Origin of the sequence: Pseudoalteromonas sp. CO325X (assembly GCF_004208955.1) — a bacterium.
GTDB classification, from domain to species: domain Bacteria; phylum Pseudomonadota; class Gammaproteobacteria; order Enterobacterales; family Alteromonadaceae; genus Pseudoalteromonas; species Pseudoalteromonas ruthenica.
The window spans coordinates 329,874-352,583 of the sequence record NZ_SGPG01000032.1; the positions used below are offsets into that span (position 1 = coordinate 329,874).

The following is a 22,710-nucleotide window of genomic DNA, read 5'->3' on the forward strand; positions in this document are numbered from 1 at the left end:
CCAGCTTAAGCGCGATGCTCAACTGAGGCTTACAGCGAATTTATTGTGCTCTGGTACGTCGCAAAGAGCGCTCAATACGCGAATGCTCTTTCGTTGCTTCCAGTAAGGCTTCTTCGATAAAGGCTAAGTGCGCATTACTGGCCAGGCGTGCCTCTTCAGGGCGGCCTTCAATGACGGCGTCCATCAACACTTTGCGGTGCTGCGCTAATTGCTGCGACACGGCGGTTTTCTTCATCAATACCTGCAAGTTTTGCAGTACGTTTTGCTCAAGTAAAGCTTGCATGCCACGCACTAAGTGCAGTAACACCACGTTATGAGACGCTTCAGCGATACAAAAGTGAAAAGCGTTAATAGCTTTCGCCTTGGCACTGAGGTCATCACTTACTTGCGCTATTTTTTCAAAGCTATGCTTTACCTTTACAAAGTCATTTTGAGTCCCGCGCAATGCCGCATAATAGGCGGCGATACCTTCGAGGGCATGGCGAAACTCCAGTAAATCAAACTGCGACTCTGGGTGCTTACTGATCAACTCAAACAGTGGATCACTTAAGCCCTCTTCCAATTGGTTCTTTACAAAGGTGCCACCACCTTGGCGGCGCGTCACCAACCCCTTGGCTTCGAGTTTTTGAATTGCCTCACGCAGCGATGGGCGCGATACTTCAAACTGCTTAGCCAGCTCACGCTCAGGCGGAAGCTTTTCCCCTGGCGCCAGCGATCCCTCAAGAATCATATTCTCAAGCTGGGCCAAGATCACGTCCGATAATTTCGCTGCTTTTACTTTCAATGACATCGTTGATTTATGCTTTGGGTAAATTGGTCATACCAAAAAGTGCGGTTAAGGTATCAAATTCACCGCAAGCTGTCAAAATTGACCCAGTTCACATCAATTTTTATTCAGCCAATTATGGTGGATATGCGCGCAAATTAAAGTAATTTACGCTTAGCGACAAATGGTCAGACCAGTAAGAAGAAAGGAAATAGATGCACAAAAAAGCCCCTATAGCAGAACTATAGGGGCTTTTAGCATGATATCGCTATTAGCCAATATCATGAAGTAACCGCCATGGTGGCTATTACTTATTCATGAAGTCGATGCCTTCTTGAATATCTTTATTCAAGGTGCCCAGCATGTCTTCTTTGGCTTGTTGTTCAAAGGCGCTTAGTTCACCGTAAGAAAGCAACTCTTCGACACCATTTTTACCAAGACGTACCGGCTGAGCGAAGAACTGTGCGTCTTCACCATTACCTTCAACATAGGCGTATTCAACAACCTCTTCACCTTGCATGCCTTTGACTAGTGACAAGCAGAAGCGCGCTGCAGCTGCGCCCATAGAAAGTGTAGCACTGCCGCCACCCGCTTTTGCTTCAACAACTTCGGTACCGGCGTTTTGGATACGCTTAGTTAGCGCCGCAACTTCCTCATCAGAGAAGCTCGCACCTTCTACTTGAGACAGTAGAGGTAGAATAGTAGTCCCTGAGTGACCACCAATTACTGGCACTTTCACGTCGTTCACGTTCAGGCCTTTTAGCTCAGCAATGAAAGTTTCAGCACGGATCACGTCAAGTGTTGTTACACCAAATACGCGTGCAGGGTCATAAGTGCCTGCTTTTTTGAATACTTCAGCAACGATTGGCACTGTGCCGTTGACCGGGTTAGTGATAACACCGACCATGGCTTTCGGGCAGTTTTTAACAATGCCCTCAGCTAGCGTCTGGACAATGCTGGCGTTTACATTAAACAAATCAGCGCGGTCCATGCCCGGCTTACGCGGCATACCCGCCGGGATTAAAACAATGTCACAACCGTTTAGTGCTGCGTCTAAGTCTTCTTTACCGAAGCCCTTTACATCAACCGCAGTTGGGATGTGTGATAGGTCAACAGCAACACCAGGAACCACAGGGGCTACGTCGTATAGAGCAAGCTCAGAACCAGCAGGAAGGCTATTTTTTAGTAGCAAAGAGAGCGCTTGACCGATACCACCGGCAGCACCTAAAACGGCAACTTTCATTTTAATTCTCCGTAAAATAACGAGATTGGGTTATCAAGATTTGGGTCATCTGACCTTTTGGTGGCCTTAAAGATAATGAAAAGCGCCGATAAAGACAAATTTATCCGCGTTATTTTGACGATAATCTCGACCATAGTCGTAAACTTCACTGTAAACCTCCGTGCCTTGGATGAAATAACCCCGGTTCTTGGGTAGAATGATAAGACTTTAAGCTACAAAGACCATTATTATGCACGCGCAAGAAAAACAAGAAGCCTTGGTAAAAGCCTTTAAAGCCCTCCTAAAAGAAGAAAATTTCGGCTCACAAGGAGAGATTGTTGATGCCCTAAAAGAACAAGGCTTCGATAACATCAGCCAAAGCAAAGTTTCGCGCATGCTCAGCAAGTTTGGTGCGGTGCGTACACGCAACGCCAAACAAGAAATGGTCTATTGCTTACCCGCAGAATTAGCCGTTCCCACTGCGAAGTCACCACTGCGCCAATTAGTACTGGATATTGTTCACAATGAGATGATGATCATCATCACCACCAGCCCAGGTGCAGCACAATTAATCGCGCGCTTGCTCGATTCTCTCGGTAAGGCCGATGGCGTGCTGGGAACCATTGCCGGAGACGACACCATTTTTATTGCCCCCGCCAAAGTCTCAGAAATTGATATTACTCTGGAGCGGGTGCGTAAGCTGTTTGAGAACGTGTAGCTAACGACTTTAAAAAGTCCACCGAGGGGGCAAAAAACGCTGAGCCCATGTCGGCCTGGGTAAAGTCCAGCCAAGCATCATAATGATGATGATCCCCTAACTGACTTTTCAGCATTTGCGTAAACGCGTCGCCACTGGCGGCGCAGGTCACCGACAACAAGCCTTGCTTGGTCATGGTGCCAAAGGGCATGCCTTGGTGCAGTAACAGCGGCTCGCCTTTTTCATCTTTCAACTCTGAGCGCGCCGCGTGACTGTTGGCATTAATCGGCATGAGCAGCTCGGCATCCAGACGAGTACGGCCAATCACCAACTCTTGTTCTTCGATGCTGAGCGCTTGCCAGGCATTTAGGTTGTGGGTAAAGCGCTGGACGTGCACATAACTACCTTTTACAAAATCATTGTCGGGTTCATTAATGAGGGCCGTGAGATTTTTTTGTCGTCCATGAGGCGTATCCGGAGCGTAAAGAAAGCCATTAAAATCACGGCCGTCTAAAAAGCGATAACAGGTGATCTCCTCGACAAGCTCGACATCACTGCCTAGCAGCTTCAATACTCGCTGGCCAAATAGATGATTGACATCTTCGCGGTCCGAGCGAATTTGTATAAACAAATCGAACGGCTGTGCTAGCACGTGATGGTCACGGTTGGGGATACTTGGAAAGCTCGCTAATTCTGCAGGCATGGCATCGGGGTGAAAGTGCGGCCAGTACTGCGCACCTATGGCGACAAAGCTGGAAACCATGGCCTCAGAGAAGCGATCATCGTATTCGCTTTGCAGGTCCACTAACTGTGCGAGCTTACTTTTAACTGCGTGATCATGGCCATCAAGGACATTGAGAAACAAGTGCAAGCCGTGCAAATTGGCCTGCGCGCACACACCGGATTGCGCTCTGGGCATTAAGTTACCATTCCTTTCGTTGTTATTGTTAGCAACGCCTATTACCGGCGCCAAGCCGCCCGCGCGGCTACATAAAGGCTATGAATTCGCGCTTAATCAGCGAAGAAATTCACAGAGTGTGGGGTAATTGTAAGCGATAGCTTCTGACTCGGCAAAAACTCTTGTTCAGCCTTAGCAGGAATTTCAACTTCTTGAGCAAACACGCTGACGCGATAAACGTATTCTGTGCCGACAAAACGCTGTGATAGTAACGTCACTTCACCGTGTTCATCACCAATCAACTGCATATCGTGGGGACGAACATACACTTGCCCCTTCCCCGATGATGGCAAAGGCTGTAAAGAGCGCACAATACCAAAGGGCGTTTGCACATGCTCGGCATCAACGATAGTGGCATCAATATACACACCAGTGCCTAAGAACTCTGCCACAACTTTAGAGTTAGGGTGCTGGAATAATTGTTTCGCCGTACCTTGCTGCGCAATTTGTCCGTTGTGCATGACCGCTAATGTGTCGGCAAAGGCAAATGCTTCTTCTTTAGAGTGGGTAACAAAAATAGCAGAGACGCGCTGGTCTTTAATAATGCGGCGAATGTCAGCGATTAGTTGAAAACGCACCTGATGATCAATATTCGAAAACGGCTCATCAAGTAGCAATAGACTAGGTTTGTATGCCAGCGCTCTCGCTATGGCAACACGTTGCTGTTGGCCGCCTGAAAGCTGGTGTGGATAACGCCCTCCACACTCATCTAGATGCACCAGTGCGAGCATTTCGGCTACCCGCTGCTGTTTGTTAGCTTTGCTCATGCCCTTTAAACCAAAGGCTATGTTTTGCGCCACGGTTAAGTGTGGAAACAGCGCGTAATCCTGAAACATCATGCCCATGTTGCGGTGCTGTGGGCTCACGCAATGCTGGTCACTACACAGTACCTCTTTCCCTAAGCGGATCACCCCTCGGTGCGGGCGTATAAGCCCAGCAATGGCTTTTAGTGTGGTTGTTTTGCCGCAACCGCTGGCGCCTAGCAAACACAAAATCTCATCGCCTGCTAAAGTCAGGCTTAAATTGTTGACCACCGCCCGCTCAGCGTATTCGAAACTAATGTTGTCTAATTCTAGTTGCGCTGTCATGACCGAGAATGCTCCATTGAGCGGTTAATAAAATACAAGGGCAGTAGCCCCACTAATACAATAAATAATGCCGACACTGAAGCCAGCTCTAATTGCTCATCGCTAACATACTGAAACACATGGGTCGCCAATGTTTCAAAGTTAAATGGCCGCAACAGTAATGCTGCTGGCAACTCTTTCATGCACTCGATAAACACTAATAAGGCAGCGGTTAAGATACCGCGTTTAAGAATGGGTATATGCACGCCAAGTAAGGTTTGTCGCTCATTGCGGCCCATGGAGTGGCTGGCCATATCCAAGCTCGGGCTAATGCGGCTAAAGCTTGATTCTATGGCACCATGGGCAATGGCGTAAAATCGCACCAAGTAACCAAATACGATAGCAAATATAGTACCGCTTAAGAATAAGCCCGGTTGATAGTCATACTGCGCGAGCCAATCATTAATGCCGATTTCTAAACTAGTCAGAGGTAAAAGCACCGCAATGGCTAAAACGGTGCCAGGTAAGGCGTATCCAGTGCTGGCTAAGCGCCCAGGCCACAGTGCATATCGTGCTGTACTCAAGCGCTGGTAGTACACCACAAGAATACTCAGGGTAATGGCGAGGATGCTGACCATAGTGGCAATTTTTAGGCTTTGCCAAGCATAGAGGAAAAATTCATCATTCCACGCTTGGTCAAAATAATTAAACGCGTAGCTAACAAGCACCGCCGTCGGAATAGCGAAAGCAAGCGCCAAAATAACTAAGGCAAAGCCTGTGGCTGCCAACGCTTTAGCTCCTTTGAGAGTATAAAGAGGCTCACCGCTTAGCTGGGTTTGGCGCTCAAATACGGCGCGGTTGCGGCGCGAATAACGCTCAATAACAATAGCCAAAAACAAAATGAGCAGCATGATCCCTGAGATTTTCGCAGCGGCGGTTAATGAATAATACCCGAACCAAGTATCGTACACCGCTGTCGTTAGGGTGCTTACAGCAAAGTAATTGACGGTGGCAAAATCCGCCATCGCCTCCATGCTAATTAAGGTTATAGCGGCGACAATCGCCCCTCGAGCTAAAGGAAGACTGACTTTAAAAAAGCCTGCAACTGGGCCGTGTCCCATAATATGTGCGGCTTGAACCAGCTTATGAGACTGCTCCTTCAGCGCGGTTTTAAAAATTAAGAATAAGTAGGGGTACAGCACTAACGCAATCATCACAATTGCGCCACCGAGCGTACGAATATCAAAAAACCAGTAATCATCCGGCGATTGCCAGCCAAACCACTGCCGTAACTGGATTTGCACCGGACCAGCATAATCCAGTAAGTCGGTATAAACATAGGCAATAAGATAGGTAGGCATGGCTAAGGGCAGCATCAAAGCCCATTCAAAGTGTTTTCGCCCCGGAAAGTCGCAGCAGGCGACCAGCCACCCTAAAGGCAACGCAATCAAGCAACTCAGTAGCGCTACACCGAGGATCAACACTAAGGTATTACGGGTATAATCCCACAGCACCGTATCCCAGAGGTGGTTAAACACGTTGGGATCACTTTGCAAGGACTCAAAAATAAGGAAAGCTAACGGTAACGACAGGCCTAAGCCTGTCGTCCACGCAATAAGCTGCCACGATGACAGCGAGAATTTAAAGCGCATCAATACCCAGTAATTAAAGGTCGAATTTTACCTCATCGAGCAGCTTCAACGCCGTTTGACGATGTTTACTGATTTCCGATAAAGGCAGAGAGTCCTCTTTAAAGTCACCCCAAGAGGCAACTAACTCAGACAATGGCACACCCTTTTTCACTGGGTATTCCATATTCACAGAGGCATACATATTTTGCGCTGTATTGTCGGTCATAAACTCGATCAGTTTCAAGGCGTTATCCTTGTTTTTAGCATACTTTGTTAAGGCAACGCCGGAGACATTAACGTGTGCTCCTCGGTCTTGTTGGTTAGGAAAGTTAATATAAACGGCATCAGCCCAAGTACGTTGTTGCTCGTCTTGCATCATTTTTCCAAAGTAATAGCTATTACCGATGGCCACATCGCACAGCCCTTCTTTTACGGCCTTAACCTGCGCTCGATCATTGCCCTGCGGTTTACGGGCAAGGTTCTGCTTTAACGCGGTTAACCACTGCTTGGTTTGCGCTTCACCATGATGGGCAATCATAGATGCGACCAACGCCAAGTTATAAGGGTGCTTGCCTGAGCGCATGCACACCTTACCTGCAAATTGCTCGCTCCCCAGGTCTTCATAGCGCACCCTGCTTAACTGGCCCACACGTTCTTTTGACGAGTAGACATTCCGCACCCGTTTGGTTAATGCCACCCATTGCCCATTGGGGTCGCGAAAGCTAGCAGGAATATTGTCGGCCACCGCGTCGCTATTAATGCTTTGCGTTAGATCCATGTCGTCTAGTTGCATTAAGGCACTAAAATTAGAGGTAAGTACTAAATCAGCGCGAGTATGCTTGCCTTCACGCTTTAAACGCTCAATAAGCCCTTTTTTCGCAAACACCACGTTGGTCTCTATTCCCGTTTGTGCTGTGAACTTCTCTAGTATGGGCTCAATAAGAAAAGGCTGACGAAACGAGTAAATATTGACGCTGTCTTGCGCCAAGGTGGGAGCGGCTGTTAACGTAGTAAGTAACGATGCCAAGCCCAAAGCCAATGCTTTTTTCATAAAGCCTCCAATAGATAAAAATAATTCTCAAGCGCATCATATCTTTTGCACCGCAAAAGTACAGCACCATCATCACAACATAAACACCAGCTGAACAACTTCCATCTTTGCCCGAATTACTGTGAGATATATCTCACATAGCATCAGGTTATTGCGTCATTTGCGATAAAGAACAGCACGCAAAAATACACAAAACACTGATAAATAATAAATTTTTAATTGTTTCGTTTATTTTACTAAATCAGTTTTCGTTACCACTACCTGACCTGTACCTAATTCATCCTTATACTGTCTCCATCGCTTGTAAGGGCATATGGGCGATAAAGTTAAGGAAAGCCAACCTCAAAGGACGGACCGGAAGTTCAAGGACAGGCGCAGGACGCGTAACGCAACGGACACGCAGACAGGACGGTAGGATTTGGCAAGATGCCATAGAAGGACAGGTGCAGGACGCATAACACAAGGGAATTGTTATTCTAAGGATAGTCAAGGGAAAACGGCAAGATGCCAATATGGACAGATGCAGGATGCATAACGCAAAGGAGTTGCTACTTTAAGGACAGCAAAGGAAAAATAGGCAGGATGCCGAGCACACCGGACGTGATACTCAAGGTTGAGTATAGGACAGGCGAGTGAACGCAGCTCACAAAGGAAATGTGAATAAGGACAGCGAAGGATTTGTCAGTGATAGCTCCACTGAGGATTATGTGCAGGATGTACATATCACAGGAAGTACAGGATGAGCTAAACAATCATAGCAGTCATAATGCGAACCACATGCGACTGACTTGGATGTGTATCACAGGTTTATACAGGAAGTGGACAAGGATGAACCTACAAAGCGATTTGTAGCGCTCACTACGGTGAGTAAAGGAACATTGGACTTGCTCCAATCCCGGCAGGAAGCTGGAAATTATTCCGTCAGCGCGGCCCTCAACGGCCGCGTATTTTTTTGCCTATCACACACGCCTAGTGATGATACTCAGCTACCACGAAACACACCGCAATACTCAGATAGACAACTGTAACTCTCCCGAGCACTGAAGCACCGTATTCCACTACTTTCACACACCAATCGTTATTGTAAAAAAGCCTGCTTAGAGTTTACCTCACACTGCTCTACAGGACGGGCTTGAAGCGAGCGACTCACCACCCAACAGTCGTCATAAATTGAGCAGTAACACAGCTCAATTTCGAGGCGTTTATCTATCTTTAAGATATTTTCTACAGCCTCCCCTTTGTATACCAAGGGCTTTATCATTTCGCCTGCAGGAAGCGTGGTTGAACTGATATGGGATTGGTAAATGGAGTCGAACTCAGGTAAATCCGACCACCGCTGCAAATACCGCTTACCGATACTGACTTTTACATACTTAATAATGGCCGGGCCCGTGCCTCTATTCGCCACGCCATAACTAAAGCGATCCTTTCCTTTGCTTCTGAAAACCTCTACTTTTGGCCACACAGAAGCTTTCGCGTAGGCGCGATCTATGTACGCAGAATAAATAGAGATAAAAGCCGTAATTAAGCCAATAAAAAGCGCGGTCAGCGCAATGAGCATTTCTGGATTTTTGTACCACTTCTGTTTTTCCAACAACTTAGTCCTTTAATACGCGAAGCCTCTGTATTGTGTTCGCTCCGTAAACTTGGGCCCTACCCTAATACAGCATCGATAAAGGTTATTTCCGTGGCCCAGGGGAGAGAGAAAACCACGAGATACCTGATCAACTTTAAGCATTTATACTTTAGTAAGCTATCGAGTCATAGCTCAACGTTATTATTGATAGCAAAATTTGCTATCGCTTACTAGCACTTAAGCGCAAGTCACTGAAAATGTCCGCACAAAAAACGACCCAATGGGTCGTTTACGTGCACTGACATAAAATTTTAATGGCCGCGCGACTGACGCTTTTCCTTGAGTTCCTGCAACTTTTGTTGCTGCTGCTCGGTGAGTAAGTTCCATATTTGATGCTGGGTGTGTAACCGTGCAACCTTACGTTCAAGCTGTTTAGCTTGCTGCTCTTGGATTAACGCTCGCGCAGCCTGCTCATCGAAGCTCGCATTGGTATGCGTTAAGGCATTTAGCTGCTGTTTCATGTCACCACGCTGGCCTCGCTGCGGCTGCAGTTGCTTTTGCGCATCTAAAATAGCGTCGATTTGGCTCTGTTGCTGCTCGCTAAGCTGTAAATAATTGGCCATACGTTTGTTAAACATACCATGCTCACCATGGTTGTGGTGACCGCCTTGACCAGCAAACACGGCGCTGGATGCCAAGGCTAAAGAAAGCAACGTTGCGCTGATACTCTTACCTAGTTTCATTGTGGACTCCTTGTTTGTCCTGATTGAAAACAATTCACAGTGTCTAGCATAGCGCTGTCAACGCAAAGCACTGTCAGGGCGGTGTAAAGGTTATGTAAAGGATTCACACTGCTGGCAAGGGATAAGGTAGTATAGCGTTGTCGCTGTATACGTATTGGGAATGACATGCATATTTTACTAACCGACGATGATACTGAACTGGCGCAAATGCTCAGCGAATACCTACAGAGCCAGCATTTCCAAGTGACCTGTGCGCATGATGGAAAAACAGGCTTGGAGCTTGCCGAAACTGGCAATTTTGATCTGTTATTACTGGATGTCATGCTGCCAGAGTTAGATGGCTTCGAGGTCTTAAAAAGGCTCAGAGCTCAATCGCTGATGCCAGTCATCATGCTGACCGCTAAAGGCGATGATTTTGATCGTATTTTTGGCCTAGAGCTCGGTGCCGATGACTATATCCCCAAGCCTTTCAACCACCGAGAGCTGCTCGCCCGCGTCAAGGCTATTACGCGACGCATCGAGCATATCAATGCCACTAAGCCTCGCCAGGACTTACAGTTTGCCGGTCTGGATATGTGTATGCATAGCCGCAGCGTCAGCGCCAACACTCAGCCTTTAGCACTCACCGGCACTGAGTTTGCTATTTTGCACTTATTACTACAACAACCGGGCACCGTGATCAGTAAAGAGCAAATAAGTGAACAAGTATTGGGCCGCCGCTTAGCGCCATACGACCGCTCTATTGACATGCATGTCAGTAACTTGCGCAAGAAAATAGCCGAACACATTGAGGCCGAGCGTATTCGCACGCTACGCGGTGCCGGTTACGTCTTGGTGGGAGATGCGTAAATGCGGCCACTGTTTAGCAAACTTTATGTGAAAATATTCTTGTGGTTTTGGCTCACCCTAGCCGCGACCTTCGCGTTGCTTGCCGGGCTAAGCTCGATGAGCTTCAGTGAACTATCTTATGAACCTTTACGCGGTGGCGATGCGCACTACTTAAAGCGCTTAGGGCATGCCATTGAGCGCAGTGCTAATAAACACGATATCAGCGCTGAGCAGCTCATCAACCATGGCCGCTTTGCCAAAAGAAAACAGCTTTATCTGTATTCTGTTGACCAAGATAAAGCGCTACAGAACTTCACCCCACCCCACGACATTGGCCTCAATGAGCTTAATTTTCGCCAGAGCATGGCACCACAAATGATTTTCCACGAGCACTTTCAAGCATTAGGCCCTTTGCTGATCACCCTACCGGACGGGCAATATCAGCTCTATGAGCTGCGCCCCGGTCGCAAGCTACCTTGGTTATTGCGGCTCAAACTCATGCCTACTTGGCTTAAAGTAGTTGTGGCTTTGGGTGCCTCTTTATTGTTGAGTTTGCTGTTTACCCGTACCTTGATCACACCGGTCAATGCGCTACGAAGCGCCGCGAAAGACATCGCCGCAGGTAATTTACAAAGTCGTGCGCCGAGTAACGTGCGCCATGATGAGCTTGGCGTTCTCACCGACGAGTTCAATGCCATGGCGGCGCGTCTAGAAACCCTTGTGAATAGTCAACGTTCGTTGTTGGGTGATATTTCTCATGAGCTACGTTCGCCATTAACGCGACTCTCGCTCGCCTGTGCATTAGCCCAAGACAGTGCCGATAGCGCAACCTTATTACAACTGCAGCGCATAGAAAAAGAAGCCAAGCAGCTTGATACTCTTATTGCCCGTATTTTGATGCTCTCACGGCTAGAAAATCGTCAACAAAGTATTGTGCGCCAGCGCATCAGTGTGCGTGAGTTACTGGCTCCAGTGTTTGCCGACGCCAAGTTCGAGGCCGACTCTGAGCATAAGCAGCTCTCTCTTGCTGAGCTCAGTGATAGCCATTTCCTCAACATTGACCCCCAAGTGGTAGCCAGTGCCTGCGATAACTTACTGCGTAACGCAATCAAATATGCCAATCAGCATATTGAAGTGAGCTTGCAGTGGATAGACACGATAATGCTACTGTCTATTAGCGACGATGGTCCTGGCGTTGCTGAGCATGAGCTTGCTCATCTTAAGGAGCCCTTTTACCGCGTTGGCTCTGCGCGCAGCCGCGATAGTGGCGGCACCGGTTTAGGCTTAGCGATTGCCAACAAGGCTATAGCGGCCCACAATGGGGAACTTGTATTGCAAAATAACCCTCAAGGTGGTTTAGTAGCGACCATAAAACTCCCTACGACCTGATACTGAATGTTCTACTCCAGCGAAGCACTACTGCATAAAAATGATGACGCCATCGCGCAATTTTGGCAGCAAGATATGCATAAGGGCTTTGTGGACACACGCCAAGGTAAGTTATTTTACGCCTACCATTTACCCTACCAAGCTGACTTTGCGTTAGTGATCAGCTCAGGGCGCATTGAAGCGGCACAGAAATACCAAGAGCTGCTGTGGGAATTTGCGCGTAATAACATTGCCGTGTTTATTGTTGACCATCAAGGTCAAGGGCGCTCTTATCGCCATCTTGAAGATAGCCACAAAGGGTATGTAGGGCACTTTGATGATTACAGCCAAGACCTTGCGCAATTCGTAAACGAGGTGGTTGAACATCACTGGCAAGGGAAAAAAATACTTCTTGGCCACTCCATGGGAGGAGCTATCGCCTTAGATTATCTTTGTCACCACCGCCATTCGTTCAGCGGCGCTTTTTTAAGCGCTCCGATGCTGCAACTGGACACCGGTAATATCAAAGCTTGGCAAGCACGCTTATGGGCATGGCTAATGACCTTAGTCGGTCAAGGCGGGCGTTATGTCCCTGGACACGGCCCTTATCGTAATATCCCCTTTGCAGAAAATGAACTGACTCACAGTGAAGCCCGTTATACGCGTTTTCGCCAGTTATATCAGCAGCACAGCGATATGCAATTAGGGGGGGTGACTTACGCCTGGCTTAACGCCGCTTTTGCCGCTATCAAGAAGCTACGGACCTGCCAATGTCCTGTGCCGTTATTTGTCGCTGCAGCACAATGCGATACCGTGGTTGACCCAAGTCCTTATAACGACTTTATTCATGGTCAACGCCAAGCTGTATTAAAAACCTACCAAGGGGCTAAGCATGAGCTTTTGTGTGAGCATGATACGGTGCGTAAGCCACTCATTCGCGACTTACTCACCTTCTGTCAGGGCTTGTAGTTTAAGGCAGGATTAAAGGTACTTAGACAAGTACTTTTTGTACATAGGATCTGAGGCGGCTAATTCGCGCTGCTCTGCCAGAATGTCCTTAAGTATCGCTTTCGATGTGAGTGGGTTCGCCAATACCACACGAAATACCACCGTAGGCTGATAGCCGTAGGAAGCCGGAGTCAACCGGGTACGCGATACAAATGAACGCCCCGCCTCACGCTGGCGCTTTTGCATGCTAGCGGTGAAACGATTCAATGCGGCGTAAATATCCAGCTTGGTTTGCTCATCCGCCTGCTGCAACCGTGCCTTTATTTTCTCTGGCACATAACGGTAGGTTAATAAGCACAATTCAGGCTCGGAGATCAGTTCAAAATCCGCTTCCGATTTAATTAAATCAGCGAAAAAGCGCGCTTTCTCTAAGCTTTTATCGATCAGCATCTCATAGCCTTTACGACCGATAATACGTAAGCAGGCATGCACCAACATCGCCATTCCCGGGCGGCTACCCTCTAAAGTATGACTGCCTAAATCTTTTGAACCTTTACGCAGAATATATTCAGCGTGGTGCTCTATGGCGTCGGTCGCGCTGGGGTCTTTAAATAACACGATTCCCGCGCCCATAGGCACATACATTTGTTTGTGCGCATCAATGGTGATGGAGTCTGCACGCTCAATGCCACTGAGCAGATGACGGTGATTATTCGATAACAAGGTGGCTCCACCCCAAGCCGCATCGACATGGAAGTGACAGCCCAGCTCCTCGGCCAGATCAGCCATGTCGTTCAACGGGTCGATATTGCCGGTTTCGGTGGTTCCAGCGACTCCCACCAAAGCCATCACTTTAATACCTTGGGCTTCGAGGGCACGCGCTTCTTTGCGCATCGCTGCAACATCGACTTTATTATCTTCATCGGTAGGAATCGCGATAAAGTTATCGCGGCCAATACCGAGCACATCGGCGGCCTTACCAAGGGAATAATGGCCTCGCTCGGAAACCAATACCGCCAAACCTTTGTAACCGTAGTGGAACATCGCCGACACCAATCCTTGGGCGCCAATGCCTTTAAAATCACCTTCAGCCTTGAGCAAGCAGTTGCGCGCTATCCACAAGGCAGTAATGTTCGCCACCGTGCCCCCAGAGCAAAACGCACCGAGCGAGGTTTTGGCGCTGTGCATCCACTTGTCGTAGAACTTTTGCTCACGACCATACGCCATATGATGCAGCATGCCGACCACTTGGCGCTCTAACGGGGTAAAGGCTTTGGAGGTTTCGATCTTCACCAGGTTCTGGTTAAGACCCACCATGAGTTTGGACAGCGGCAACACAAAATGAGGTAACGCCGAGGTCATATGACCAATAAAGCTCGGGGCAGCGGTATGCACAGAATGCGCTACCAGCTTTTCCATGATGTCCTGAGCATGGGCACTGACAAACATCGGCTCTTCGGGAACCTGAGCTGATTCGAAGTCGCGCTCGATTTCATGCAGCGGTTTTTCAACCGCTGCAATGTTCTCATTTAAGAAGCCAGCTAGATTACTGGAAATCTCGGCTTCTATTTTACTGAGCGTTGAGTCCGGTGCCTCTGGCACCGTAAAGACGCGCATCAAGCTCTGCTCTGATGCGACGGCAAAACGCTTATCACTCATGACATACCTAAATGCATTGGCTTTAAGGCGGTGACGGGTTGCTTAAAGCAGTTCAATTTAATTGCGCTCACTTTATAGCAATCACCTTAGAAAGTCTTGCAGCTTTGGTCAAATTTAAGAAAGTTAGGTGAATTTTTTACGACATTACCAGCATAAGCGGCACTTATACTGGTACAAAAGAATGACTTAACAATAGCTCATCCAAGGCTGCGCGCATGGGTTGAACATGCGCACACGACCCTTAAGCAATACTCGGTAAACTGTCTATTGGCCAGCGCGGCATAACTTGCGTGCTCACATCGCCAGTTTGCCCTGCTTTTAAGCGTTGCATGCCGGCGTAGGCGATCATCGCCCCGTTATCTGTACAAAAAGCTGGGCGCGGATAGTACACCTCACCTTGCATGCCTTGCATTACCTTCGCCAACTGTTCACGTAAATAAGTATTGGCACTGACTCCACCGGCGATCACTAAACGTTTTATACCGGTTTGCTTAAGTGCTCGCTTACACTTAATCGCCAAGGTATCGATCACTGCTGTCTGAAAAGCATGGGCAATATCAGCCTTCGTTTGTGAGTCATCCCCTTCATTACGAATGGTATTCGCCGCAGAGGTTTTCAACCCGCTAAAGCTAAAATCCAAGCCAGGTCTGTCGGTCATGGGTCGGGGGAACTTAAAGCGCCCCGGCGTGCCTTGCTCTGCCAACTTCGCCAATAAGGGCCCGCCTGGATAATCTAACCCAAGTAACTTTGCGGTTTTATCGAAAGCTTCACCGGCAGCATCATCCACCGACTCACCAAGTACTTGGTATTCACCGATATTGCAAACCTTCACCAACAGCGTGTGCCCTCCGGATACCAACAGAGCCACAAAAGGAAACTCAGGGACTCGCTCTTCCAACATCGGTGCCAGTAAATGCCCTTCCATATGGTGAACCGCCACAGTGGGGAGCTGCCACCCATAGGCTAAGGAGCGTGCAATGGATGAGCCTACTAATAAAGCCCCGACGAGGCCTGGGCCTGCGGTATAGGCCACACCATCTAAATCCTCAGGGCCACACTTTGCTTCGGCAAACGCAGCTTCAATTAAAGGCAATGTTTTACGCACATGATCGCGCGATGCTAATTCAGGCACCACGCCGCCATAATCGGCATGCATTTTCACTTGGCTATATAATTGATGCGCAAGCAAGCCTTGTTCATCGTCATAAATAGCAATCCCGGTCTCGTCACAGGAAGATTCTATTCCCAAAATGCGCAATGTGAGTCTCCTACATGGGCTTAGATGGCATGGATAAGGCCGCATATTCTACTTGGTTGCTGCAATTTTACCAGTATTGTGATATTTATTCTTTACACACGGGGGTAAGTCGGATTACAATGCCGCACCATTTTTGAACCACTTGATCATAATTTGATCAGATGAGTGAAGCTCATTTAGTTAGGTAGGTGAATTTTTAATGCCAGTAGTTAAAGTAAGAGAAAACGAGCCGTTTGACGTAGCTCTACGCCGCTTCAAGCGTTCATGTGAAAAAGCAGGTATCCTTTCAGAAGTTCGTCGTCGCGAGCACTATGAAAAGCCAACCGCTGCGCGTAAGCGTAAAAAAGCGGCTGCTGTTAAGCGTCACATGAAAAAGCTTTCTCGCGAAAACGCACGTCGCGTTCGTTTATACTAATCGCTTTTCGGTCTTGATGTCATGAGTCTTTTAGTTACCTTAAAAGATGCACAAAAAGACGCGATGCGTGCCAAGGACAAAATGCGCCTTGGTGCTGTGCGTTCAGTATTAGCAGCCATTAAACAGCGTGAGATCGACGAGCGCATTACCTTAGACGAAGCCGCGATTACCTCGGTTATCGTTAAGCTCGTTAAGCAACGCCGTGATTCTTATACTCAGTATAAAGACGCCGGTCGTGACGATCTCGCTGATGTTGAAGCTGCCGAAATTGCGGTTTTAGAGGAGTTTCTTCCAAAGCCACTGAACGAGGATGAAATCAATCAACTGATTGATAACGCCATCGCCGACACCGGTGCCCAAGGCATGCAAGACATGGGTAAAGTGATGGGCGTAATTAAGAGTCAAGCTGAAGGCCGTGCCGATATGGGCAAATTATCAGGCCTTATTAAACAGCGACTCAGCGCCTAGATTGCGAAAGCAAATTCAAGCAAACCGAGCCTCGTGCTCGGTTTCTTCGTTTGTGCAAGATAGAAAAATAAAGTCACTGTGACAGCTCCATTTCTTCGTGGCGATTGATATACTACTGAGATTCTCTATTCCCAATTAGGTGTTAGCAATGGCAGGCAAGATCCCACGGCAATTTATTGATGATCTTTTAGCTCGCACCGATATTGTAGAGTTAATAGACGCTCGCGTTAATCTAAAAAAAGCAGGCAAAGATTATCAGGCCTGTTGCCCTTTCCATAACGAAAAAACACCGTCATTTACCGTCTCTCAAGACAAACAGTTTTATCACTGCTTTGGTTGTGGCGCTAATGGCAATGCCATCAGTTTTGTCATGGAATACGATAAACTCGACTTTGTTGACGCTATCGAAGAGCTCGCCAGTTTATTGCACCTCGAAGTGCCAAGAGAGCAAGGCCATAATAATTCCGAGCGCCCTCCTGTCAGTCAAGAACAAAAGCGCTCAGACTATGAATTGATGGAACAAGCAGCACGGTATTATCAGCAGCAACTGCGCCATCATGCTAACTCACAGTTGGTGATTGATTATCTCAAAGGGCGAGGCCTCAGCGGCCAAACGGTTAAAGACTATCAAATTGGCTATGCTCCGAGTGAGTGGGAAGCCTTGTGCCAGACTCTGGGGAAAAACCCCAAGCAAAAGCAGCAGTTAATCGAACTTAAACTGGCCACCCAAAAAGACAATGGCCGCACCTTTGATTTCTTCCGTGACCGACTGATGTTCCCTATTCGCGACCGTCGCGGTCGGGTCATTGCTTTTGGCGGACGTATCATGGGCAGCGATGACAACGGCCCTAAATACCTAAACTCACCTGAGACCCGGGTATTCCACAAAGGTTTTGAGCTGTACGGTTTTTATGAGGCTAAGCAAGCGCACAAAAAGCTTGAGCAGTTACTCATTGTTGAAGGTTATATGGATGTGGTGGCCTTGGCTGAGCATGATATTAAATATGCCGTTGCCGCCTTGGGCACTGCGACCACCGCCGAACACATGCAGTTACTGCTGCGGGCCACCGACAAAGTTATTTGTTGTTATGATGGCGACCGCGCAGGTCGCGACGCGGCTTGGCGCGCGCTTGAAAATGCCCTTCCCTATTTAAAAGACGGCAAGGCGCTGAAATTCGTGTTTTTACCAGACGGTGAAGATCCCGACTCATTGGTACAGCAAGAAGGCAAAGCGGCCTTTGAACAACGTTTGGGTGACGCCAAAGATTTTATCGAGGTGTTTTTTGCTCGTTTGAGCGAACATTTAGATCTTACTCAGGATGCAGGCAAAGCCAAGTTACTAAGCGAAGCCTTACCACTGATTGAAAAAATTCCCAGTGAGTTTTACCAAGAAAGCCTATTAGAACGTTTAGCACGGTTTATTGGCCGCACTCGGGAACAACTCAATGCCAAGCTCAAAACCCCAAAGCAACAAAAACGGGTTGAGAGCCAATTTAAAATGACACCCATGCGCACCGCCATCGCGCTTATGGTGCAACACCCGCAATTGGCACCTACGGTTGAGTACATGCCAGAGCTTGCCAGTTTAGGTTTACCGGGTTTGGAATTGTTTTTAGCCATTCAAAAGCAATGTTTAGACAACCCACAAATTACCACCGCACAGTTGTTAGAAAGTTACCGTGAACGCCCTGAATACGGCGCGCTTACTAAGCTTGCGGCGTGGCCACACCAAATAAACGACGAGGTTTTGGAACCTCATTTCCAACAAACGGTCAAATTCATTGAAGATCAGTGTTTAAATCATCGCCTCGAGACCTTATTAATAAAGGACAAGACGCAAGGTTTAAGCTTTGAAGAACGACGTGAATACGCGCTACTGACGCAAGCACTAAAAGGCAGTGAAGTGCTCGAAAGCTAGCCAGAAAAAACTCGGTCTGTTATAATACGCAATTCACTGCGTCAAACCGGCTTGGGGCTCCCAGCTTAGGTTCTTAAGCTGACGCCTGTTGTATCAACTTATCAGGGTGGAAGAGCAAATCTCTATGGATCCAACTCCTCAGTCACAACTAAAACTTCTGATTCAGAAAGGTAAAGAGCAAGGTTATCTTACATTCGCGGAAGTGAACGATCACCTTCCACAAGACATCATTGACTCGGATCAGGTCGAAGACATTATCAGCATGATTAATGACATGGGTATTAAGGTCAGCGAGTCTGCCCCTGATGCCGATGAATTAATGATGGCTGAAACGACCACGGATGAGGACGCAGCAGAGGCTGCGGCTGCAGCCCTGGCAACGGTAGAAAAAGAGATCGGTCGTACTACGGACCCTGTGCGCATGTATATGCGTGAAATGGGGACGGTTGAGCTACTTACTCGTGAAGGCGAAATTGACATCGCCAAGCGTATTGAGGAAGGTATCAACCAAGTACAGATTTCTGTTGCTGAATATCCAGAGGCTATCTCGCACCTACTTGAACAGTGGGACATGTTCGAAGCCGAAGAAATTCGCTTGAGCGACATCATCACTGGCTTTTTCGATCCCAACGAGGACGAAACACAAATCTCTGCCACACACATTGGTTCTGAATTGAGCGAAGAAGAGCTCGATGACGAAGACGATGATGCTGACAGCGATGACGATGATGAAGAAGAAACCGATAACGGCCCAGATCCGGAAGAAGCGCGCGAGCACTTTGAAAAACTTCGTGCCTTGTACACTGGCGCACGCGAGATTTTCGAGCAAAAAGGCCGTTCGCATCCCGATGCTAAAGCCGCGATTATCGAGATCGGCGAGCTATTTCGTACCTTCAAACTAGTACCGAAGCAATTTGATCGCATGGTTAACAACATGCGTGCGATGATGGATAAAGTGCGTGTGCAAGAGCGCATCATCATGAAGCAAGCGGTACAAGTTGCTAAAATGCCAAAGAAAACGTTCGTTAAGCATTTTGCTAATAACGAAACAGATGCCTCTTGGCTTGATGCCGAAATCGCTAAAGGCGAGAGCTACTCAGCGAAATTAAGCGAGCTAAAACCGGAAATTGAACGTTGCATCAATAAGCTAAAACAGATTGAGCAAAGCACCGGTTTATCCATTGAGCGTATTAAAGATATCAACCGTCGTATGAGCATTGGTGAAGCGAAAGCCCGCCGTGCGAAAAAAGAGATGGTTGAAGCAAACTTACGTCTGGTTATTTCAATTGCCAAGAAATACACCAACCGAGGTCTGCAATTCTTGGATCTGATCCAAGAAGGTAACATCGGCTTGATGAAAGCAGTAGATAAATTTGAATATCGCCGTGGTTATAAGTTCTCAACTTATGCAACTTGGTGGATCCGTCAGGCAATCACTCGTTCGATTGCTGACCAAGCGCGTACTATTCGTATTCCGGTACATATGATTGAGACCATTAATAAGCTCAATCGTATCTCGCGTCAGATGCTTCAGGAAATGGGCCGCGAGCCAAACCCTGAAGAACTGGCTGAGCGCATGCTAATGCCTGAAGATAAGATTCGTAAGGTATTAAAAATCGCTAAAGAGCCGATTTCAATGGAGACGCCTATCGGTGACGATGAAGATTCGCACTTAGGTGACTTCATTGAGGATACCACCATTGACTCGCCAATCGATTCAGCGACCATGGAAAGCCTTAAAGGCGCGACTCACGAAGTACTGGCAGGCCTGACAGCTCGCGAAGCAAAAGTACTACGTATGCGTTTTGGTATCGACATGAATACCGACCACACCCTAGAGGAAGTGGGTAAGCAGTTTGACGTTACTCGAGAGCGTATCCGTCAAATCGAAGCGAAGGCACTGCGTAAGTTACGCCATCCATCGCGCTCTGACCTGCTGAAGAGTTTCTTAGACGCCAGCAAATAAGCCGCGTCTTACACACTACATCAAGGCCGCTTTTTAGCGGCCTTTTTTAACGAGGATTTACAATGGCTTGGATCCAAATCCGCATTCGTGCCACCGAGTCAACGGCTGATGCCATTAGTGATCACCTTATGGACATCGGTTGTCCATCGGTGACCTTCATGGACACTAAAGACACGCCTATTTTTGAACCCCAGCCCGGGGAAGTAAAATACTGGGCAGAAACCACTGTGATTGGCCTGTTTGAGGCCAACCACGATATGCAAGCCGTGGTTGACTACCTAAAAGTACAGCCTGAGCTGAAAGAGCAGTTTCATTATAAAATTGAGCAACTTGAAGACAAAGATTGGGAACGAGAGTGGATGAAAAACTTCCACCCTATCCGCTTTGGCGAGCGTTTATGGATTTGCCCAAGCTGGCTCGATGTGCCAGACCCCAGTGCGGTTAATGTTATGCTCGACCCAGGTCTGGCCTTTGGCACCGGCACCCATGCTACTACCGCGCTATGCTTAAAGTGGTTAGAAGGCCTCGATTTAAGCGGCAAAACTGTGGTCGATTTTGGCTGTGGTTCCGGTATTTTGGGTATTGCGGCCATCAAGTTAGGTGCTGCCCGCGTTATCGGTATAGATATCGACCAGCAAGCCCTCGATGCCAGTCAAGACAACGCCGCACGTAATGGTGTTGCTGAACAGCTAGAGGTGTATTTGCCACAAAACCAACCTCATCTTGAAGCTGATGTGGTGGTTGCTAATATTCTTGCCCAGCCCTTGCGTGAACTTAATGAAGTGATTCTCAGCTTGCTAAAGTCCGGCGGTGACATCGCGCTATCCGGAGTGCTGGCTGAGCAAGCGCAATCGGTAGCCAGTCATTATGACCAGCAAGTAAGCCTCTCCCCTATCGAACAAGAAGGGGATTGGGTGCGCATCAGCGGGGTTAAAAAGTAACCACAGCTGACACTATTTGCGCAGCGGACAATTGTCCCTGCGCGACTTTTTTACACTTTTTACGCATCATCAACACCCCGCAGAGTAAGCTTTCACGGGCCTGTGTTCATAAAACAAACAAAAAAATCACTCCCTCAGCTCGTTACCAAATGTCAATACGAAAAGTTTAAAAAAAAAGCACTTTTGTTCAATTTATAGCCTTTGATTTTGGCGCAAAAAACCGTAAACTTAGCGCCCCTTGAAACGAGGTGAATTGAGTCGCTGTGCAAATTGGTCCGTACCAGTTAGAAAACAACTTAATGGTCGCCCCCATGGCTGGGATAACCGACCGCCCTTTTCGACAACTCTGTCGTCGCTTAGGTGCAGGCCTCGCGGTCTCCGAGATGTTGTCTTCCAACCCAAAGGTTTGGCGTACAGCTAAATCCATGGGCCGTATGGATCACAGTGGTGAGTCAGGTATTCGTTCCGTGCAAATTGCCGGTGCCGACCCTGAACTTATGGCGCAAGCCGCACAATTTAACGTTTCCAATGGCGCGCAGATCATAGATATCAATATGGGCTGCCCGGCAAAAAAAGTGAATAAAAAGCTTGCAGGCTCTGCGTTGCTGCAATATCCAGAGTTGGTCGAAGCCATCGTTAAAGCGGTGGTTAATGCGGTGGATGTGCCCGTCACATTGAAAATCCGTACTGGCTGGGATGTGGATAATCGCAACGGCGTCGAGATTGCAGCTATCGCTGAGCACAATGGTATTCAGTCACTTGCCGTCCATGGACGCACTCGTGCATGCATGTATAAAGGCAATGCTGAATACGACACGATTAGAGCCGTGAAACGCTCAGTGTCGATTCCTGTGGTGGCTAATGGTGATATTACATCGCCACATAAGGCACAACAGGTTTTAGAGTATACGGGCGCAGATGCCATCATGGTTGGCCGAGCCGCCCAAGGTCGCCCCTGGATTTTCCGGGAAATCGATCATTATTTAAAAACCGGAACGCTGCTAGCGCCGCCTGAATTAGGCGAAGTACGCAGTATATTGATGGAGCATTTAACTAATCTGCATCAATTTTACGGTGAGCCCATGGGGGCGCGGATTGCTCGCAAGCATGTTGGATGGTATTTGCACGCTCATGACGAAAACGGTCAGTTTAGGCGAGTATTCAATGCGCTAGAAACACCTCAACAGCAGGTGGAAGCGCTTAATGAGTACTTTGAAACTTATTGCTAAT

General features: G+C 47.9%; 20 protein-coding genes. 10 read left to right on the plus strand and 10 right to left on the minus strand.

Annotated elements, in window-relative coordinates:
* Positions 1–40: 40 nt before the first annotated feature.
* Positions 41–790 (minus strand): pyruvate dehydrogenase complex transcriptional repressor PdhR, encoded by a 750-nt coding sequence (pdhR, locus tag EXT46_RS17020; RefSeq protein ID WP_022945361.1) that lies wholly within the window; start codon positions 788–790, stop codon positions 41–43.
* Between the two features lie 283 nt (positions 791–1,073).
* Positions 1,074–2,009, minus strand: coding sequence for a malate dehydrogenase (gene mdh, locus EXT46_RS17025; protein ID WP_130148731.1), 936 nt, complete (start codon positions 2,007–2,009; stop codon positions 1,074–1,076).
* A gap of 229 nt (positions 2,010–2,238) precedes the next feature.
* Between mdh and argR the strand changes: the two genes are divergently transcribed.
* Positions 2,239–2,706, plus strand: coding sequence for a transcriptional regulator ArgR (argR, locus tag EXT46_RS17030; RefSeq protein WP_022945358.1), 468 nt, complete (start codon positions 2,239–2,241; stop codon positions 2,704–2,706).
* Here argR and EXT46_RS17035 read toward each other — a convergent pair.
* The 6 genes from EXT46_RS17035 to EXT46_RS17060 form a co-directional block, all read right to left on the minus strand.
* Positions 2,666–3,604, minus strand: a complete 939-nt coding sequence (locus EXT46_RS17035) for a Dyp-type peroxidase (RefSeq protein ID WP_130148733.1) — start codon at positions 3,602–3,604, stop codon at positions 2,666–2,668. The two genes, argR and EXT46_RS17035, sit on opposite strands and share 41 nt — an antisense overlap.
* A 92-nt stretch (positions 3,605–3,696) precedes the next feature.
* Entirely contained in the window at positions 3,697–4,731 is a 1,035-nt protein-coding gene (locus EXT46_RS17040) for an ABC transporter ATP-binding protein (RefSeq protein ID WP_130148735.1), read from the minus strand.
* A complete protein-coding gene (locus EXT46_RS17045; RefSeq protein ID WP_130148737.1) occupies positions 4,728–6,362 on the minus strand; it encodes an iron ABC transporter permease in 1,635 nt (544 codons plus the stop codon). The genes EXT46_RS17040 and EXT46_RS17045 overlap by 4 nt, the downstream gene beginning before the upstream one ends.
* 13 nt (positions 6,363–6,375) lie before the next feature.
* Entirely contained in the window at positions 6,376–7,392 is a 1,017-nt protein-coding gene (locus EXT46_RS17050; protein WP_130148739.1) for a Fe(3+) ABC transporter substrate-binding protein, read from the minus strand.
* Between the two features lie 1,078 nt (positions 7,393–8,470).
* Complete coding sequence (locus EXT46_RS17055; RefSeq protein ID WP_130148741.1) at positions 8,471–8,986, minus strand: hypothetical protein; 516 nt, start codon at positions 8,984–8,986, stop codon at positions 8,471–8,473.
* 293 nt (positions 8,987–9,279) lie between these two features.
* Positions 9,280–9,711, minus strand: coding sequence for a Spy/CpxP family protein refolding chaperone (locus tag EXT46_RS17060; RefSeq protein WP_130148743.1), 432 nt, complete (start codon positions 9,709–9,711; stop codon positions 9,280–9,282).
* A 165-nt stretch (positions 9,712–9,876) separates the two neighbouring features.
* Between EXT46_RS17060 and EXT46_RS17065 the strand changes: the two genes are divergently transcribed.
* The 3 genes from EXT46_RS17065 to EXT46_RS17075 are packed head-to-tail and all read left to right on the plus strand — an operon-like array spanning position 9,877 to position 12,876.
* The gene (locus tag EXT46_RS17065; RefSeq protein ID WP_045980572.1) at positions 9,877–10,560 is read left to right on the plus strand and encodes a response regulator transcription factor; all 684 of its coding nucleotides are present in this window, start codon (positions 9,877–9,879) and stop codon (positions 10,558–10,560) included.
* Entirely contained in the window at positions 10,561–11,928 is a 1,368-nt protein-coding gene (locus EXT46_RS17070) for an ATP-binding protein (protein ID WP_022945350.1), read from the plus strand.
* Positions 11,929–11,934: 6 nt separating this feature from the next.
* Positions 11,935–12,876, plus strand: a complete 942-nt coding sequence (locus EXT46_RS17075) for an alpha/beta fold hydrolase (protein WP_130148745.1) — start codon at positions 11,935–11,937, stop codon at positions 12,874–12,876.
* A gap of 12 nt (positions 12,877–12,888) precedes the next feature.
* Here the strand turns inward: EXT46_RS17075 and panP are convergent, their stop codons facing one another.
* Together panP and tsaD are read right to left on the minus strand one after the other, a co-directional pair.
* Complete coding sequence (panP, locus tag EXT46_RS17080; protein WP_130148747.1) at positions 12,889–14,514, minus strand: pyridoxal-dependent aspartate 1-decarboxylase PanP; 1,626 nt, start codon at positions 14,512–14,514, stop codon at positions 12,889–12,891.
* Between the two features lie 241 nt (positions 14,515–14,755).
* On the minus strand, positions 14,756–15,772 hold the full coding sequence (tsaD, locus tag EXT46_RS17085) for a tRNA (adenosine(37)-N6)-threonylcarbamoyltransferase complex transferase subunit TsaD (RefSeq protein WP_130148749.1): 1,017 nt from the start codon (positions 15,770–15,772) through the stop codon (positions 14,756–14,758).
* 199 nt (positions 15,773–15,971) lie between these two features.
* Between tsaD and rpsU the strand changes: the two genes are divergently transcribed.
* The 6 genes from rpsU to dusB all read left to right on the plus strand — a co-directional run bounded on the left by rpsU (position 15,972) and on the right by dusB (position 22,709).
* The gene (gene rpsU, locus EXT46_RS17090; RefSeq protein ID WP_022945346.1) at positions 15,972–16,187 is read left to right on the plus strand and encodes a 30S ribosomal protein S21; all 216 of its coding nucleotides are present in this window, start codon (positions 15,972–15,974) and stop codon (positions 16,185–16,187) included.
* A gap of 21 nt (positions 16,188–16,208) precedes the next feature.
* Positions 16,209–16,655, plus strand: a complete 447-nt coding sequence (locus EXT46_RS17095; protein WP_022945345.1) for a GatB/YqeY domain-containing protein — start codon at positions 16,209–16,211, stop codon at positions 16,653–16,655.
* A gap of 148 nt (positions 16,656–16,803) precedes the next feature.
* Positions 16,804–18,573, plus strand: a complete 1,770-nt coding sequence (dnaG, locus tag EXT46_RS17100) for a DNA primase (protein WP_053910049.1) — start codon at positions 16,804–16,806, stop codon at positions 18,571–18,573.
* Between the two features lie 124 nt (positions 18,574–18,697).
* A complete protein-coding gene (gene rpoD / locus EXT46_RS17105) occupies positions 18,698–20,539 on the plus strand; it encodes an RNA polymerase sigma factor RpoD (protein WP_022945343.1) in 1,842 nt (613 codons plus the stop codon).
* Between the two features lie 62 nt (positions 20,540–20,601).
* The gene (gene prmA, locus EXT46_RS17110; protein ID WP_130148751.1) at positions 20,602–21,480 is read left to right on the plus strand and encodes a 50S ribosomal protein L11 methyltransferase; all 879 of its coding nucleotides are present in this window, start codon (positions 20,602–20,604) and stop codon (positions 21,478–21,480) included.
* 263 nt (positions 21,481–21,743) lie between these two features.
* Positions 21,744–22,709 (plus strand): tRNA dihydrouridine synthase DusB, encoded by a 966-nt coding sequence (gene dusB / locus EXT46_RS17115; RefSeq protein WP_045980568.1) that lies wholly within the window; start codon positions 21,744–21,746, stop codon positions 22,707–22,709.
* Position 22,710: the final 1 nt, after the last annotated feature.

Bases quoted from the DNA above. Each gene is read 5' to 3' on its own strand.
- dnaG (WP_053910049.1), top strand. From the start codon at position 16,804: ATGGCAGGCAAGATCCCACGGCAATTTATTGATGATCTTTTAGCTCGC.
- EXT46_RS17060 (WP_130148743.1), bottom strand. From the start codon at position 9,711: ATGAAACTAGGTAAGAGTATCAGCGCAACGTTGCTTTCTTTAGCCTTG.
- panP (WP_130148747.1), bottom strand. From the start codon at position 14,514: ATGAGTGATAAGCGTTTTGCCGTCGCATCAGAGCAGAGCTTGATGCGC.
- mdh (WP_130148731.1), bottom strand. From the start codon at position 2,009: ATGAAAGTTGCCGTTTTAGGTGCTGCCGGTGGTATCGGTCAAGCGCTC.
- rpsU (WP_022945346.1), top strand. From the start codon at position 15,972: ATGCCAGTAGTTAAAGTAAGAGAAAACGAGCCGTTTGACGTAGCTCTA.
- EXT46_RS17035 (WP_130148733.1), bottom strand. From the start codon at position 3,604: ATGCCCAGAGCGCAATCCGGTGTGTGCGCGCAGGCCAATTTGCACGGC.
- argR (WP_022945358.1), top strand. From the start codon at position 2,239: ATGCACGCGCAAGAAAAACAAGAAGCCTTGGTAAAAGCCTTTAAAGCC.
- EXT46_RS17095 (WP_022945345.1), top strand. From the start codon at position 16,209: ATGAGTCTTTTAGTTACCTTAAAAGATGCACAAAAAGACGCGATGCGT.
- EXT46_RS17050 (WP_130148739.1), bottom strand. From the start codon at position 7,392: ATGAAAAAAGCATTGGCTTTGGGCTTGGCATCGTTACTTACTACGTTA.
- EXT46_RS17045 (WP_130148737.1), bottom strand. From the start codon at position 6,362: ATGCGCTTTAAATTCTCGCTGTCATCGTGGCAGCTTATTGCGTGGACG.
- EXT46_RS17070 (WP_022945350.1), top strand. From the start codon at position 10,561: ATGCGGCCACTGTTTAGCAAACTTTATGTGAAAATATTCTTGTGGTTT.
- EXT46_RS17075 (WP_130148745.1), top strand. From the start codon at position 11,935: ATGTTCTACTCCAGCGAAGCACTACTGCATAAAAATGATGACGCCATC.
- prmA (WP_130148751.1), top strand. From the start codon at position 20,602: ATGGCTTGGATCCAAATCCGCATTCGTGCCACCGAGTCAACGGCTGAT.
- EXT46_RS17040 (WP_130148735.1), bottom strand. From the start codon at position 4,731: ATGACAGCGCAACTAGAATTAGACAACATTAGTTTCGAATACGCTGAG.
- EXT46_RS17065 (WP_045980572.1), top strand. From the start codon at position 9,877: ATGCATATTTTACTAACCGACGATGATACTGAACTGGCGCAAATGCTC.
- rpoD (WP_022945343.1), top strand. From the start codon at position 18,698: ATGGATCCAACTCCTCAGTCACAACTAAAACTTCTGATTCAGAAAGGT.
- pdhR (WP_022945361.1), bottom strand. From the start codon at position 790: ATGTCATTGAAAGTAAAAGCAGCGAAATTATCGGACGTGATCTTGGCC.